13 protein-coding genes and 2 tRNA genes are annotated in these 14,172 nt (G+C 38.7%); 9 read left to right on the top strand and 6 right to left on the bottom strand.

What is annotated here, in order from left to right:
• Positions 1 to 16: 16 nt before the first annotated feature.
• From ACXAG7_RS18425 to ACXAG7_RS18415, 3 genes are all read right to left on the bottom strand, one after another.
• On the bottom strand, positions 17 to 388 hold the full coding sequence (locus tag ACXAG7_RS18425; protein WP_476667733.1) for a heavy-metal-associated domain-containing protein: 372 nt from the start codon (positions 386 to 388) through the stop codon (positions 17 to 19).
• 1 nt (position 389) lies between these two features.
• Complete coding sequence (locus ACXAG7_RS18420; protein ID WP_476667732.1) at positions 390 to 2,612, bottom strand: TonB-dependent receptor; 2,223 nt, start codon at positions 2,610 to 2,612, stop codon at positions 390 to 392.
• Between the two features lie 72 nt (positions 2,613 to 2,684).
• On the bottom strand, positions 2,685 to 3,101 hold the full coding sequence (locus ACXAG7_RS18415) for an HYC_CC_PP family protein (protein WP_476667731.1): 417 nt from the start codon (positions 3,099 to 3,101) through the stop codon (positions 2,685 to 2,687).
• A 102-nt stretch (positions 3,102 to 3,203) separates the two neighbouring features.
• On the opposite strand from ACXAG7_RS18415, the gene ACXAG7_RS18410 reads away from it, so the two are divergent.
• The 9 genes from ACXAG7_RS18410 (at position 3,204) to ACXAG7_RS18370 (ending at position 12,497) form a co-directional block, all read left to right on the top strand.
• Entirely contained in the window at positions 3,204 to 3,659 is a 456-nt protein-coding gene (locus tag ACXAG7_RS18410) for a GAF domain-containing protein (protein ID WP_408045270.1), read from the top strand.
• Between the two features lie 95 nt (positions 3,660 to 3,754).
• A complete protein-coding gene (locus ACXAG7_RS18405) occupies positions 3,755 to 3,880 on the top strand; it encodes a hypothetical protein (RefSeq protein WP_408045271.1) in 126 nt (41 codons plus the stop codon).
• 146 nt (positions 3,881 to 4,026) lie between these two features.
• Complete coding sequence (purH, locus tag ACXAG7_RS18400) at positions 4,027 to 5,553, top strand: bifunctional phosphoribosylaminoimidazolecarboxamide formyltransferase/IMP cyclohydrolase (protein WP_408045272.1); 1,527 nt, start codon at positions 4,027 to 4,029, stop codon at positions 5,551 to 5,553.
• 84 nt (positions 5,554 to 5,637) lie between these two features.
• Positions 5,638 to 6,666, top strand: a complete 1,029-nt coding sequence (locus ACXAG7_RS18395; protein WP_408045273.1) for a rod shape-determining protein — start codon at positions 5,638 to 5,640, stop codon at positions 6,664 to 6,666.
• Between the two features lie 17 nt (positions 6,667 to 6,683).
• Complete coding sequence (gene mreC, locus ACXAG7_RS18390) at positions 6,684 to 7,511, top strand: rod shape-determining protein MreC (protein WP_408045274.1); 828 nt, start codon at positions 6,684 to 6,686, stop codon at positions 7,509 to 7,511.
• Positions 7,504 to 8,010: a rod shape-determining protein MreD gene (gene mreD, locus ACXAG7_RS18385; protein WP_408045275.1), complete on the top strand. Its 507-nt coding sequence runs from the start codon at positions 7,504 to 7,506 to the stop codon at positions 8,008 to 8,010. Before mreC ends, mreD begins: the two co-directional genes overlap by 8 nt.
• Positions 8,007 to 9,887 (top strand): penicillin-binding protein 2, encoded by a 1,881-nt coding sequence (gene mrdA / locus ACXAG7_RS18380; RefSeq protein WP_408045276.1) that lies wholly within the window; start codon positions 8,007 to 8,009, stop codon positions 9,885 to 9,887. The genes mreD and mrdA overlap by 4 nt, the downstream gene beginning before the upstream one ends.
• A complete protein-coding gene (gene rodA, locus ACXAG7_RS18375) occupies positions 9,868 to 11,145 on the top strand; it encodes a rod shape-determining protein RodA (RefSeq protein ID WP_476667730.1) in 1,278 nt (425 codons plus the stop codon). The genes mrdA and rodA overlap by 20 nt, the downstream gene beginning before the upstream one ends.
• A 1,073-nt stretch (positions 11,146 to 12,218) precedes the next feature.
• Entirely contained in the window at positions 12,219 to 12,497 is a 279-nt protein-coding gene (locus ACXAG7_RS18370) for a hypothetical protein (protein WP_476667729.1), read from the top strand.
• A 1,105-nt stretch (positions 12,498 to 13,602) separates the two neighbouring features.
• Here ACXAG7_RS18370 and rpsT read toward each other — a convergent pair.
• The 3 genes from rpsT to ACXAG7_RS18355 all read right to left on the bottom strand — a co-directional run bounded on the left by rpsT (position 13,603) and on the right by ACXAG7_RS18355 (position 14,163).
• Entirely contained in the window at positions 13,603 to 13,854 is a 252-nt protein-coding gene (rpsT, locus tag ACXAG7_RS18365) for a 30S ribosomal protein S20 (RefSeq protein WP_408045280.1), read from the bottom strand.
• 35 nt (positions 13,855 to 13,889) lie between these two features.
• Positions 13,890 to 13,961, bottom strand: a tRNA-Glu gene (locus tag ACXAG7_RS18360).
• A gap of 130 nt (positions 13,962 to 14,091) precedes the next feature.
• Positions 14,092 to 14,163: transfer RNA gene (locus ACXAG7_RS18355), tRNA-Glu, on the bottom strand.
• Positions 14,164 to 14,172 lie beyond the last annotated feature (9 nt).

The following is a 14,172-nucleotide window of genomic DNA, read 5'->3' as shown; positions in this document are numbered from 1 at the left end:
GTTACAGCACAGGGTATTATTTACCTTCTCCTTCGTGATCTTTACGAATTTCCTCATTCCTGTATTTACAACAAGGATGTAGGTTTGCATAGGCTGTATCAGTTGCTTTTACCTCCTTGGTATCATGTCCTACTCCTGCAACTTTTTCCTTTATTGCTTTGACCGAAGTTTTACGTTCATCCAATATTACAGACAACTCGTGAGTTTTAACATTCCAAACGGCATACTTCACACCTTTCATCCCCAGTGCGGCTTTCTCAATGCGCTTCTTACACATCATACACACTCCATCTACTTCGATTAGGGCTTTGGCATTTCTTTTTTTCTTTTGTGCTGTTGCGCTTAAGGCAAACATGAATAAGCACAGTACTACTAAACTTTTTTTCATATTAATCTAATTTAAATCGTATTCCTGTATAAAAATTACTTCCAAATACTGGTGCATACACCAGTGTCGAGTCAAAAGAACTCCCAAAGGGATCCTCTGCTCCTAGTATCGGATTTGGCTGACGCACACCTCCGATATTTTCTCCTCCAACGTACCACTCGAATTGCTCCGAAAACACCTTGGTTACTTGTGCATTGACCAGCTGGTATCCACCTACTTGGTCAGGTCTTCTCGAAGTTAACGGATTGGATGCTGTACTGGGCAATCGCTGACTTCCCAACCAGTTATAGGTGACATCAAATTTCCATTTGGCCCCCTGCTCAGTTTTAGGAGTGCTGTACGATACATTCGCAAAAAACCTATTTCTCGGTTGCAAGGCCTTTCTCAACAACCCTGATCGGTATTGCGTTTTTACATCGATGATTTTGTAAGCCAATCGAAGGTTAAAGAATGGGATGATATTTTGATTGAGTTCTATTTGCAAACTTTTTGCATCACTCCTCCCGTCGAGATTATAAAAAGCTACTTCACGAGGGTTTTCCCAATCTACTACCACCTGATTTTGAAAATCGGTTTGGTAATAATCGACGCCGATATCTCCTTTTCTACCAAAAAGGCGGTATTTCTGGACAAATGAGACTCCGTAATTCCAAGCTATTTCGGGGTTCAGTCCATAAATCTTTCCTGGTCCCTGCTCAATTCTAATTCGTCGAGACGAAGCAAATAACTGTTGGTTTTCGACAAACACATTGGCACTTCTTCTTCCCTGTCCGACAGAGGCTCTCAAAACACCATTTTCCCAGGTTACCATGCGCAAGTGTAACCTCGGCGTTAAAAAAGTTCCCAATAAATTGTGAAAATCGGCTCTGAGTCCAGCTTTTACGCTAAAAAACTCACCGTCGTCATAGGCGTATTCAAAAAACACTCCGAAAGCTCTTTCATACCTATTAAAATTGGTTTGCACTACGCGCTCCTTATAATTGTCATACAGAAAGCTGAGTCCCGTTTTAAACTTATGTCGCGTATCGCCAATTATTGAATTAAAATTGGAACTCCCATAAAAGCTCTGGTGTTCTATAAAATAATCTCGCAATCCAAAGAAAGAATCTTGTCGGTGATTGCTATAGGCCAATTGCACCCCCATACTCTGAAAAGGCAAGTCGGGAAATACGTAGCCCAACTTGGTAGACAGTCCAACCTTACGGGTGGCTATTTCACTTCCCCAATACGTTGTAGTACCTCGGTGTAGTTCTTTATCGAACTCCACCTGCCCAAGCTGCTTCCGATCATTTACGAAATGTACATTGGCAAAGGCCACCCAGCCTTTCTCTTGATCGATGTACTGCCAACGGTTTAACACATTAAATTGTCTCGCCAATGGATTGTCTAAAAATCCATCATCATTTCTATCAAAACGGTTACCGCGATAATCTCCGTGAAGATATACGCCGGTATGCCATTTTTTGGCCACTTGCTGGTTCCAATGGGTATTGAGCTCATAACGTCCTCCAACAGCGCCATAAGCATTCACAAAAAAAGGAGCATCGGTAAAGGGCTTAACGAGCTCCGTATTGATTTGTCCCGAAACACTCTCAAAACCATTGACTACACTACCTGCTCCTTTGGTAATTTGGATACTCTCTACCCAAGTACCCGGAGTAAACTCCAATCCATGCGCCTGAGCGGCCCCGCGAATGGAAGGAATATTCTCTTCGGTAATCAACAAGTAAGGACTTTCTAAGCCCAGCATTTGAATTTGTTTCGCCCCCGTCAAAGCATCTGAGAAATTCACATCAATTGAGGGGTTTGTTTCAAAGCTTTCCGCCAAATTACAGCAGGCAGCTTTTAACAATTCCCCACTATTTAGGGTCATCACATTTTGTGCCTCCAAAAAAGCTCGCTGGCTCGCTTTCTTCTCACTCCTAACAGCAACCTCTTCAAGTAAGGTATCAGGAGTCAGGCGATGTTTTAAAAACAAGGTATTATCTACGGTAATCGTATCGGTTTTAAACCCAACAAAGCTAATTACCAATTGCTTTGATTTAGGTGTTAGGGGGATTTCAAAAACTCCATCTTCGTCGGTACTCGTTCCCAACGCTGTATGTAGCCATTGTACAGATGCTCCGAAAACACCTGGATTGTCTTTTAGTGTCGCGTCAACAACTCGTCCTTTCAACGTTTTTTGCTGAGCGTATAACACCGATCCCCCTAGTAGTATTAACATACTAAAAACTAGGTTCTTCATATTTTATTTCCTTTAATTATCACTGTGGTACTTCTCGCAGTAAAACAGGCATCAAAGGATATAAACTTGATATAAAATGCGTTTGGATTTTTTGGATATAGGCGGACTGTCGGCAACGGTATCTACCTCGTTGTCAACATCTGCTACTGACGGTAATTGAAAAAAATAAGAAGATGTTAAAAGCCATATAACTGGCGAAAAAAGTTGTTGTTCCGATCCCAATTTACTGAGATCGTCAATTCCTTGCACATGAGCTATTTCGTCTTTACAACAATCAGGTTCACTGTTTGTTGTTTCGCTCCCGCAAGCTTCTTCTCGTTCTCCTCCACAGGCATCGGCATCGCCGAGATAAGAGATATCCACGAGGTAATCTCCACAAAAGTGTTTTTCCACAGCAAAAGACATGGAAGAAAACACCAAGACAAAGGTGATACAAATCGCGGTTATTTTTCTTAATACCTGAAACATAGTGAATGTAAAATTACAAAAAACATAAATATAGTTTCCAAAAAAGATTCCTGAGAAGTACTTTTGCCGTAAGATAAAAACACTTGTGCAGACTATAACACCATGAATTCAATACTAGACTTAAAGAAAGAGGTTCTTAGCATTGTAGAGCGCGATGCAAGCACCGAAAGTAAATTACAAGAAATATGTGATGTTCTCGCTGAAAATGTAGCCTATTACGACTGGGTAGGATTTTACTTCAAAAACGGAGACAAAGAGGAACTCAAACTGGCCCAATTTAACGGGGAGCCAACCGAACATACTATTATTCCATTCGGAAAAGGTATTTGCGGTCAAGTTGCTGTAAGCAATGAAAACTTTGTTGTCCAAGACGTTTCTGAGCAAGACAATTACATTTCTTGTGGTTGGAAGGTAAAATCGGAAATTGTCATTCCAATTTTCGTCGACGGAGAGAATATTGGACAAATAGACATTGATTCTCACTCAGTTAACCCATTTACCAAAGATGATGAAGTACTTTTAGAGTACGTTTGCGAAAAAGTTAGTCACATTTTGTGATTTTTTTCGTAAATGCTTGATTATTAAAGTTTTTTTTGTTTTCTTTGAGGAAATTTTATTAACAACTTTATTAACAATAATTAACCCCTTGAATTATGAGTAGTAAAGATTTCCCCTCTTACGCTGCCTTGAGTGATACGAGTGCTCAAGCAAATTCAAAACAAACTTTTATAGAGAGATTCACTGACTGGTTTCGCAACTTTTTAGAAAATGCGGAATAGGCCCTGTGCAACTCCTATATTTGTTGTTTGAAACGCTATCTAAATTAAGAATTTATGATAGCGTTTTTTGTTTAAAAAAGTTCATTTCACGTTTTGTAAAACCCTCAGGGTTTTAGTAATTTTGCTCGCTTAACAACACAACAAAAATGAACGCAACAAAAAAAATCACATCTGCCTTAATTTCGGTTTTTCACAAGGACGGTTTAGAGCCTATTGTCCGCCAACTCGACGCTTTAGGAGTCACTCTTTACTCGACTGGAGGAACTGAAAAATTTATCAGAGATTTGGGAATTTCAGTAGTACCTGTAGAGGATGTTACTTCGTACCCATCAATCTTAGGAGGACGTGTAAAAACGCTACACCCGAAAGTGTTTGGAGGAATTTTAAACCGCCAAGACCACGAAGGCGATGTAGCAGAAATGGAAAGCTTTGAAATTCCACAATTAGATTTAGTCATTGTCGATTTGTATCCATTTGAAAAGACCGTGGCTTCTGGTGCCCCAGAACAGGATATTATTGAAAAAATCGATATCGGAGGAATATCGCTTATTCGTGCAGCAGCGAAAAACTTTAAAGACACGGTTATCGTATCGTCTATGGAGCAGTACGATGCTTTTTTAAGTATGATTACCGAAGGTAACGGTAGTACTAGCTTAGCACAACGTAAAAAACTCGCTGCCAAAGCATTTAATATCTCATCGCACTACGATACGGCTATTTTCAATTATTTTAACGAGGACGAAACTGTTTACAAAGCGAGCGAACAGCAAGCAAAAACACTTCGTTACGGAGAAAACCCACACCAAAAAGGATATTTCTTCGGAGATTTAGACGCCATGTTCGATAAGCTTCACGGAAAAGAGCTTTCGTACAACAACTTATTGGACGTAGACGCCGCAGTAAACCTCATGTCTGAATTTACTGGGGAGGCTCCTACCTTTGCTATATTAAAACACAACAACGCTTGTGGATTAGCCCAGCGTGCTACCTTACACGAAGCTTATGTTTCGGCCCTAGCAGGTGATCCTGTTTCGGCTTTTGGAGGCATTTTAATTTCAAACACCACCATCGATGCGGCTACAGCCACTGAAATTCACAAATTGTTCTGTGAAGTAGTAATTGCTCCCGCTTACGACGCCGATGCTTTAGAAATTTTAAAAGGAAAAAAGAACCGTGTATTACTCGTACAAAAGGACGTTGCTTTACCAACTCAAACTGTGCGTACAGCACTTAATGGACTTTTAGTACAAGACAAAGACAATAAAACCGATCGTATTGACGATATAAGCTATGTAACAACCAACCAACCTTCAGCTGAAGCCATGGACGACCTGTTATTTGCTTCGAAAATATGCAAACACACCAAGTCAAATACCATCGTATTGGCTAAAAACAAACAACTTTGCGCGAGTGGAACTGGCCAGACAAGTCGTGTTGACGCCTTGCGCCAAGCCATAGAAAAAGCGAAGAGTTTTAATTTTGACCTCAATGGAGCTGTTATGGCCAGTGATGCTTTTTTCCCATTTCCTGATTGTGTGGAAATTGCTGACAAAGCAGGAATTACCAGTGTAATTCAACCTGGAGGTTCTATCAAAGATCAATTGAGCGTTGACTACTGTAATGAAAATCAGCTAGCGATGGTCTTTACAGGAACGAGACATTTTAAACATTAATCATACTTTGATGTACAACCAATCTAGATTTTTTATAGATTTGTGAGAATTCATCAATTATACATATAAAAACACCAAAGCTATATGGGTTTTTTTGACTTTATGACCGAGGATATTGCGGTAGATTTAGGTACTGCGAACACACTTATAATCCACAACGGAAAAGTTGTGATTGACAGCCCTTCTATCGTTGCCCGGAACAGGCTGACGGGGAAGATTATTGCCACAGGTCATGAAGCCAACAGAATGCAAGGAAAAACTCATGAAAATATCAAAACCATTCGTCCGTTAAAAGATGGGGTAATTGCTGACTTCCAAGCGTCAGAGGAAATGATCAAAGAATTCGTTAAAAAAATTCCTGCGATCAAGAAAAAACTATTCCCACCTTCCTTACGTATGGTCATTTGTATTCCTTCGGGAATTACCGAGGTTGAAAAACGAGCGGTAATCGATTCTGGACGTCATATGAATGCCAAAGAAATCTATTTGATTTACGAACCTATGGCTGCTGCTATAGGGGTAGGTATTGACATCATGGAACCGAAAGGAAATATGATTATTGATATCGGTGGTGGTACCACTGAAATCGCTGTTATTGCCTTGGCTGGAATCGTTTGTGACCAGTCGGTAAAAGTGGCAGGTGATTTGTTTACCAGTGATATTATGTATTACATGCGTACGCAGCACAATTTATATGTTGGAGAAACCACAGCAGAGAAAATCAAAATTCAAATCGGATCGGCAACGGAAGATTTAGATACTCCACCAGAAGACATGATGGTACAAGGGCGTGATTTGTTAAGTGGGAAACCCAAACAGGTACAAGTGTCTTATCGAGAAATAGCCAAAGCTCTTGACAAGTCTATCTTGCGTATCGAAGATGCCGTTATGGAAACTCTCTCAAAAACCCCACCTGAATTGGCTGCTGATATCTACAACACGGGGATTTATTTAGCCGGTGGAGGATCTATGTTAAGAGGTTTAGACAAACGACTCTCGAGAAAAACAGATTTACCTGTTTACGTAGCTGAAGATCCATTGCGTGCCGTTGTGCGCGGAACGGGTATCGCTTTAAAAAATCTAGAAAAGTACAAATCAGTATTAATCAAATAAAACATTGATGATCATTTATGCAACAGCTTATTTATTTCTTTCAGAAGTATAAATATTTCTTGTATTTCCTATGCTTAGAATTCATAGCTGTTGCATTGATTATCAACAATCACTCCTTTCATAAAAGCAAATTTGTAGGATCGGCAAATGCCGTTACTGGAGGCCTACTTACCAAGGTGAACTCCGTAAAAGAGTACGCCAACCTCAAAACTGAAAACCAACAGCTACTGGATGAAAATACACGTCTGAAAAATAAATTAGCAGCCTTGCAATTTACGCGTGATAGCCTTTCAGGACAGCAGCTAAAAGATTCGATACTTTACGGGCAAAAATTCCAATATATCTCTGGAAAAATCATCGATAACAGCTTTGCCCGTCCCTACAATTTTCTAACCATTAATCGCGGTAAAAATCACCAAATAAGTGCTGAGATGGCCGTAGTTAACGCACGAGGGATTATCGGTGTTACTGAACAAACCTCTGATTCTTATGCTCGTGTACGCTCTATTTTAAATAAGAATAGTAAAATCAATGCGCGATTCAAAAACAGCACCCATTACGGTACCCTCGAATGGAATGGTGAAGATTACCAAACAGTACAACTCACGGATATTCCAAGACAAGCCGTTTTCCAAATTGGTGATACGATAATTACCGATGGAAAATCTGAAATTTTCCCAGAAGGAATTCTCATTGGAACCGTACAATCCGTGCCCGAAAAAATTTCAGCCTTAAACACTATCAATGTGCGTTTATTTAATGACATGAGTAGTTTAGGACAGGTAAATATTATTCGCAATTTTGACAAACAAGAAATTCAAACCTTAGAAAACCAGAATGAATAGAAGTTTATATCTCATACTTTCTTTTTTGTTTTTTGTACTACTCCAGGTTGTCATACTCAACAACGTTAAGTTGTTTGGACATTTAAACCCGTATTTGTACATCACTTACATCTTTACCTTCCCCATCCGTCAAAAGAGGATACCCTTTTTAACGGTGAGTTTCTTACTCGGTTTGAGTATTGATTTTTTCGAAAACTCGGGAGGAATTCACGCGTTTGCCACACTTTTTATTGCCTATATACGCCTGTTTTTAGTGCGTACCATCTTTAAAAAATCGACTTCAGAATTTCTGTTGTTTGACTTGCGATTGGAAACTTTTGATAAAGTTTTTAATTATATCGCAATTTTAACAATTATACATCACTTTTTAATCTACAGCTTTATTAATTTTAGCTTTTATAACTTCTCCAACGTCCTTATCAATACATTACTGTCCACAGTTTTTACGTTGATACTGTATTTCTTAGGAAGTTTTATATTTAAGAAGAAGCTATCATGAAACGAAGTTTTTTACTCTTATTTTTAATTACTCTTGTCGGAATCGTCTATATCGGACGTCTCTTTCAGCTGCAAGTACTCCGTCCGAAAAAGTCGAGCCCAATTTTCAGCTCGACAGTAAAGGTTGAATACGATTATCCGGAACGCGGTTATGTATATGACAGAAACGGGAAACTCCTAGTGGCCAATCAACTTTCGTACGACGTTATGGTAGTTCCCAAAGAAGTTACCCCGTTAGACACCCTACAATTTTGCAAACTTCTTAAAATTGACAAAGAAGATTTTATAAAACGCCTTGACAAAGCTGAGCGTTATGCTCGGTGGCTTCCTTCAGTATTTTTAAAGCAATTGGCCAAGGAAGACTTTGCGTATCTCCAAGAGAAACTCGATAATTTCAAAGGTTTCTACATACAGAAACGTATTATTCGAAACTACCCGATTAAGTCGGCAGCCAACGTTCTCGGATTTATCAGTGAGGTAAACGAAAAAATTGCCAAAAACAGTAACTACTACGAACAAGGAGAGCTGATAGGAAAGTTAGGTATCGAAAAACAGTACGAAGAGGTATTGCGCGGCGTTAAAGGAAAAAAATACTTTAAAAGAAATAACCTAAACGAAATTACCGGCCCTTATAAAAATGGAAGTTATGATACCTTAGCTGTTCCGGGTAAAGATTTGGTACTCACCATCGACTCAGATTTACAGCGTTACGGAGAGGCTTTGATGAAAGGGAAACGCGGAGGAATTGTCGCTATTCAGCCACAGACCGGTGAATTACTCGCACTCATTTCGGCGCCGTCATACGATCCAAATCTATTAGTAGGTAGAAAACGTTCTACAAACTCTACACTCTTGTTCAAAGATACAATTAACATGCCCACCTTTGATAGAGGGTTGCAAGCTATGTACGCCCCTGGATCTCCGTTTAAAATTATCAACGGTTTAATTGGTTTACAAGAAGGAGTCATAGATCCTAACTTTAGAGTACGTTGCTACCACGGATACCGATACGGAAAGCGCAAAAATGAATTTATGGGTTGTCACTGTAAAACTGGTGGACGTCCTATAGGACTCAAGACAGCCATTGCAAAATCGTGTAATAGTTATTTTGCTACGGTGTACCGAAAAATTATAGATCATGCAGAAAACTCAAAAGTAGGTATTAATAACTGGAGTAACCACGCCAAGAGTTTTGGTTTAGGGAATTACCTAGGCTATGATTTACCTACAGGAATGAAAGGGCGTATTCCGGACTCTACTTTTTACAATAAGTGGTATAAATTCCGCTACGGTCCTACCCATACCATATCCAATGCCATTGGACAAGGAGAAGTAGAAACTACCCCAATCCAGTTGGCCAATATGACTGCAGCGATAGCGAATAAAGGTTTTTACTACCGCCCACATATTGTAAAAAAAATAGACGGAAGCCCTATAAAAGCTGCTACCTATACCGAAAAGGTACTGACGTCTATCGCTCCTGAAAATTTTGATATTGCCATAGAGGCCATGCACGAAGTTTTTACCAAGGGAACGGCTAGGACTAGTAGAGTAAAAGGAATCGATATTTGTGGGAAAACCGGTACCGTGGAAAACTTTATCAGAAGAAACGGTAAAAAAGAACAGCTTACCGATCATTCGATACTCGTGGCTTTTGCTCCTAAAGATAATCCGCAAATTGCCCTTGCGGTATATATTGAAAACGGAGGTTATGGATCAACCATTGCCGCCCCTATTACCAGTTTACTCATTGAAAAATACTTGAATGGGAACATCAGTAGAAAACAGGTAGAAACTCGAATGCTCAACCTGAGCTTACAAGCAGAATACGATAAATTACTTCCTAAAAAAGACAGCATTGAGAGCGGAACGAAATAATATCTTTGAAAATATCGATTGGATACTCGTATTGCTATACGGTATATTGGTAGCCTTTGGATGGGTAAATATCTACGCAGCCTCATCAAACGAGGAAACGCGCGAACTCTTCAGCTTTGGAACTCGTTATGGGAAACAACTCATTTGGATAGCATTGAGTTTCCCGATTATGATTTTTGTCCTGTTTTTTAATAGTAAGTTTTATGAAAAATTTGCCAGTTTACTCTATCTCGTATCTCTTATTGTCTTGGCAGGAGTACTGGTTTTCGGAAAAAAAATTAACGGTGCTACCTCGTGGTACAACTTCGGTGGTGTGGGATTACAGCCCTCAGAGTTTGCAAAAGCCTTTACAGCATTGGCACTAGCCAAACTCATGAGTGACCGACAGTATAATTTAAAACTCATTAAAAACCAACTAAAGGCCTTTATAATCATCTTTGCTCCGGCCTTGCTCATTGCATTGCAGCCAGATATGGGATCGGTGCTGATTTACTTTTCTTTTTTCTTTGTATTGAATAGAGAAGGCTTAACGCTTGCTTATTTTATACTAGGCGCCTTGAGTATCGTCTTATTCCTATTAACGATTTACTTTGGAATTCCTTGGATATTATTAACATCTCTGATAATCATTACGTTGTATATTGTCTATGCTCAATACAAAAATCCGAGGTTTATACGTTTTAACTTAGTTGGCATTATCATTATCTACCTGACTACCAGTATTTTTATAGCTGGAAGTGGTTATACCTATAAACACATCCTTCAATCGCATCAGAAAGATCGTTTTGACATTTTACTCGGAAAAATTCAGGATAATCGAGGTATCGGATACAACATTTATCAATCAGAACTCACCATTGGTTCTGGTGGCTTTTTCGGAAAGGGATTCTTGCAAGGAGATCGCACGCAAGGAAATTTTGTTCCAGAACAAGATACAGATTACATCTTTAGTACGGTTGGAGAAGAATGGGGTTTTTTTGGGAGCTCTCTGGTCATTATTTTGTTTATGCTACTGCTCTACCGCATCATTTATTTGGCGGAAACACACACCAATAAATTTGGCCGAATTTACGGCTATGGACTGGCTTCTATCTTATTTTTTCATGTCATTGTGAATATTGGAATGGTGATCGGTATTGTTCCGACCATCGGGATCCCACTTCCATTCTTTAGCTATGGAGGGTCTTCACTCTGGGGATTTACCCTTCTTTTATTCATTTTTATTCGATTGGATGCTCATAAAAAGTACGATTGGTAAGCTTATTTTTACCCTGCTAGGTATAGCATCCTAAGGAGTTCTCATTAAAGCTCTAGCCGGATGCCTCATCAGTCTTTCTAATCGTAATCTGGGTCATTTAACTGTGAACCACACAGTGTTTACAAGAAACTGGAGATTTTGTACAAAGGCGGTTTTACCTGTTTACTAACAATTGTCAGGTAGCAAAACTTGGTGTAGTACTCAAAACGCTACTATGCCCGACTTATGAACAGGAATCTACGATCAAAACCACCTAGAAGAACTCGAAAGGCTGTTGATAACTGTGCATTAGCAGTTAATTTTACCAAAACAACTACTATTCCCCTACTTGTCAACAATAATTAACTATCAAATCACTCTAAAAAGACTCAAATACCTGTTGATAACTGTATACAATCCAGAAAATTTAAGAAAATGCAGGCTTTTCAGCTGCTTATTAACAATGGTAAGCGGTCCGATGCCCTCAAAAAGCCAATGCTCCTGTTCATAAGCTCGAAAATCACAGGAATTTCACACTAAATCCCCCATTTATCAGCTTATCAACAAAAATCAGTGATCAAATCACCTCGAAAAACTCGAAAGGCTGTTGATAACTGTCCATTAGCAGTGAATTTTACCAAAACAACTACTATTCCCCTACTTTTCAACAATAATCAACCATCAAATCACTTTGAAAAGACTCGAATGACTGTTAATAACGGTATACCATCCAGAAAAATTTAAGAAAATTTAAGCTTTTCAGCTGCTTATTAACAATGGTAAGCGGTCCGATGCCCTTAAAAAGCCAATACTCCTGTTCATAAGCATGCAGATTATGGAAATTTCAAGGGGAACTCCCCATTTATCAGCTTATCAACAAAGGCAAACCATCAAATCACTCTAAAAAGACTCGAATACCTGTTGATAACGGTGTGGAATCCAGAAAAATTTAAGAAAACTCAAGCTTTTCAGCTGCTTATTAACAATGGTAAGCCATCAAATAACCTAAATATGCCAATGCTCCTATTCATAAGCTCGAAAATCACAGGAATTTCACACTAAATACCCCATTTATCAGCTTATCAACAAAGTCAGTGATCAAATCACCTCGAAAAGCTCGAAAGTCTGTTGATAACTGTCCATTAGCAGTGAATTTTACCAAAACAACTACTATTCCTCTACTTTTCAACAATAATCAACTATCAAATCGCTTTAAAAAGGCTCGAATGACTGTTGATAACGGTATACCATCCAGAAAATTTAAGAAAATGCAGGCTTTTGGACAGCTTATTAACAATGGTCAGCAATCCATTACCCTCAAAAAGCCAATGCTCCTGTTCATAAACACACAGATTATGGGAATTTCACACTAAATACCCCATTTATCAGCTTATCAACAAGGGTAAATCATCAAATCATTCTAAAAAGACTCCAATGACTGTTGATAACGGTATACCATCCGGAAAAATTTTAAAAAATGTGGGCTTTTCAGCTGCTTATTAACAACGGTAAGCAATCTAATACCCTCAAAAAGCCAATGCTCCTGTTCATAAGTTCCCAAATCATGGAAATTTCAAAGAGAACTCCCTCTTTTATCAGCTTATCAACAAGAATAAACCATCAAATCACTCTGAAAAAACTCGAATGACTGTTGATAACGGTATACCATCCGGAAAAAATACTAAAAAATGTAGGCTTTTCAGCTGCTTATTAACAATCGTAAGCCGTCCGATGCCTTCAAAAAGCCAATGCTCCTGCTCATAAGTTCCCAAATCATGAAATTTTCAAGGAGAACTCCCTCTTTTACCAGCTTATCAACAAGGCTAAACCATCAAATAACTCTGAAAAGGCTCGAATGACTGTTGATAACGGTGTGAAATCCAGAAAAATTTAAGAAAATGTAGGCTGTTCAGCTGCTTATTAACAAATATTAGTAATCCAATACCCGAGAAAAGCAAATGCTCCTGTTCATAAACACGCAGATTATGGAATTTTCACGTTGAAGTCCTCTTTTTATCAGCTTATCAACAAGAGTGGGCTATCAAATTCCCCAAAATAGAATATAGGCCTGTTCATCACTCTATATACTGGGAAATTTTACCAAATGTAGACTTTCCGCCTTCTCATTCATTGGAGCAATGCATCTAGTTAAAAGCATTTAACCCCATTCTTATTTGAAATAAAGGAATTCATGAATCTGAGCAATTAGTTGCTTCCTAACGAAAATAATCGACAGCTATAGAGGAAATGGTGACTAGGAAAAGGATTACCAAATAGATGTAACGTATTTTTGACAAGACTACTGCCAGATGCAATAACGTAGGAAAGGAGCACAGGCATAACGAACAATCAGTACTGTTCACGAATAAATTAATAAATGTCCAGCCAATTCAGTATGACCGATAAAAAGTATGCAAACACAAAAAAGACGCTTCTGATGAAACGTCTTTTTTAACTATTAACTAACCTTAAAACTTTTTATAAAGCTGCTACGTGCTTAGCCAACTTTGACTTTAAATTAGCCGCTTTATTTTTATGAATAATGTTGTTTTTTGCTAATTTATCTAGCATAGAAACAACTGACGAAAACATTCCTTCTGCTTCCTTCTTATCTGTCGCAGCTCTTAATTTTCTAACAGCATTACGTGTAGTTTTATGCTGATACTTGTTTCTTAAGCGCTTAGTCTCGTTACTTCTTATTCTCTTTAATGCTGACTTATGATTTGCCATTTTCCTAAATTCTTATATGTTTATAAAAAACTTTGTAGTCCGTACGGGAATCGAACCCGTGTTACCAGGATGAAAACCTGGCGTCCTAACCCCTAGACGAACGGACCAAAACAATCTTTGTGATTGCGGGTGCAAATATACAACTTAATTTTATACTTGCAAGGTTTTTTTTATTTTTTTTATCAGTCCGTTGTTCTGATAAAAAAAGCTCCGATAAAGTTCGAAGCTAAAACTTTGTAGTCCGTACGGGAATCGAACCCGTGTTACCAGGATGAAAACCTGGCGTCCTAACCCCTAGACGAACGGACCAAAACAACC

Source organism: Tenacibaculum sp. AWR4_210, from assembly GCF_056160945.1.
Note: the sequence above shows the minus strand (reverse complement) of the source record. Positions and strands in the feature narration are given on the sequence as shown.

What these genes read in the sequence shown, in the direction of transcription:
- ACXAG7_RS18425 (WP_476667733.1), bottom strand. Translation starts at nt 388, where the DNA reads ATGAAAAAAAGTTTAGTAGTACTGTGCTTATTCATGTTTGCCTTAAGC.
- ACXAG7_RS18420 (WP_476667732.1), bottom strand. Translation starts at nt 2,612, where the DNA reads ATGTTAATACTACTAGGGGGATCGGTGTTATACGCTCAGCAAAAAACG.
- ACXAG7_RS18415 (WP_476667731.1), bottom strand. Translation starts at nt 3,101, where the DNA reads ATGTTTCAGGTATTAAGAAAAATAACCGCGATTTGTATCACCTTTGTC.
- ACXAG7_RS18410 (WP_408045270.1), top strand. Translation starts at nt 3,204, where the DNA reads ATGAATTCAATACTAGACTTAAAGAAAGAGGTTCTTAGCATTGTAGAG.
- ACXAG7_RS18405 (WP_408045271.1), top strand. Translation starts at nt 3,755, where the DNA reads ATGAGTAGTAAAGATTTCCCCTCTTACGCTGCCTTGAGTGATACGAGT.
- purH (WP_408045272.1), top strand. Translation starts at nt 4,027, where the DNA reads ATGAACGCAACAAAAAAAATCACATCTGCCTTAATTTCGGTTTTTCAC.
- ACXAG7_RS18395 (WP_408045273.1), top strand. Translation starts at nt 5,638, where the DNA reads ATGGGTTTTTTTGACTTTATGACCGAGGATATTGCGGTAGATTTAGGT.
- mreC (WP_408045274.1), top strand. Translation starts at nt 6,684, where the DNA reads ATGCAACAGCTTATTTATTTCTTTCAGAAGTATAAATATTTCTTGTAT.
- mreD (WP_408045275.1), top strand. Translation starts at nt 7,504, where the DNA reads ATGAATAGAAGTTTATATCTCATACTTTCTTTTTTGTTTTTTGTACTA.
- mrdA (WP_408045276.1), top strand. Translation starts at nt 8,007, where the DNA reads ATGAAACGAAGTTTTTTACTCTTATTTTTAATTACTCTTGTCGGAATC.
- rpsT (WP_408045280.1), bottom strand. Translation starts at nt 13,854, where the DNA reads ATGGCAAATCATAAGTCAGCATTAAAGAGAATAAGAAGTAACGAGACT.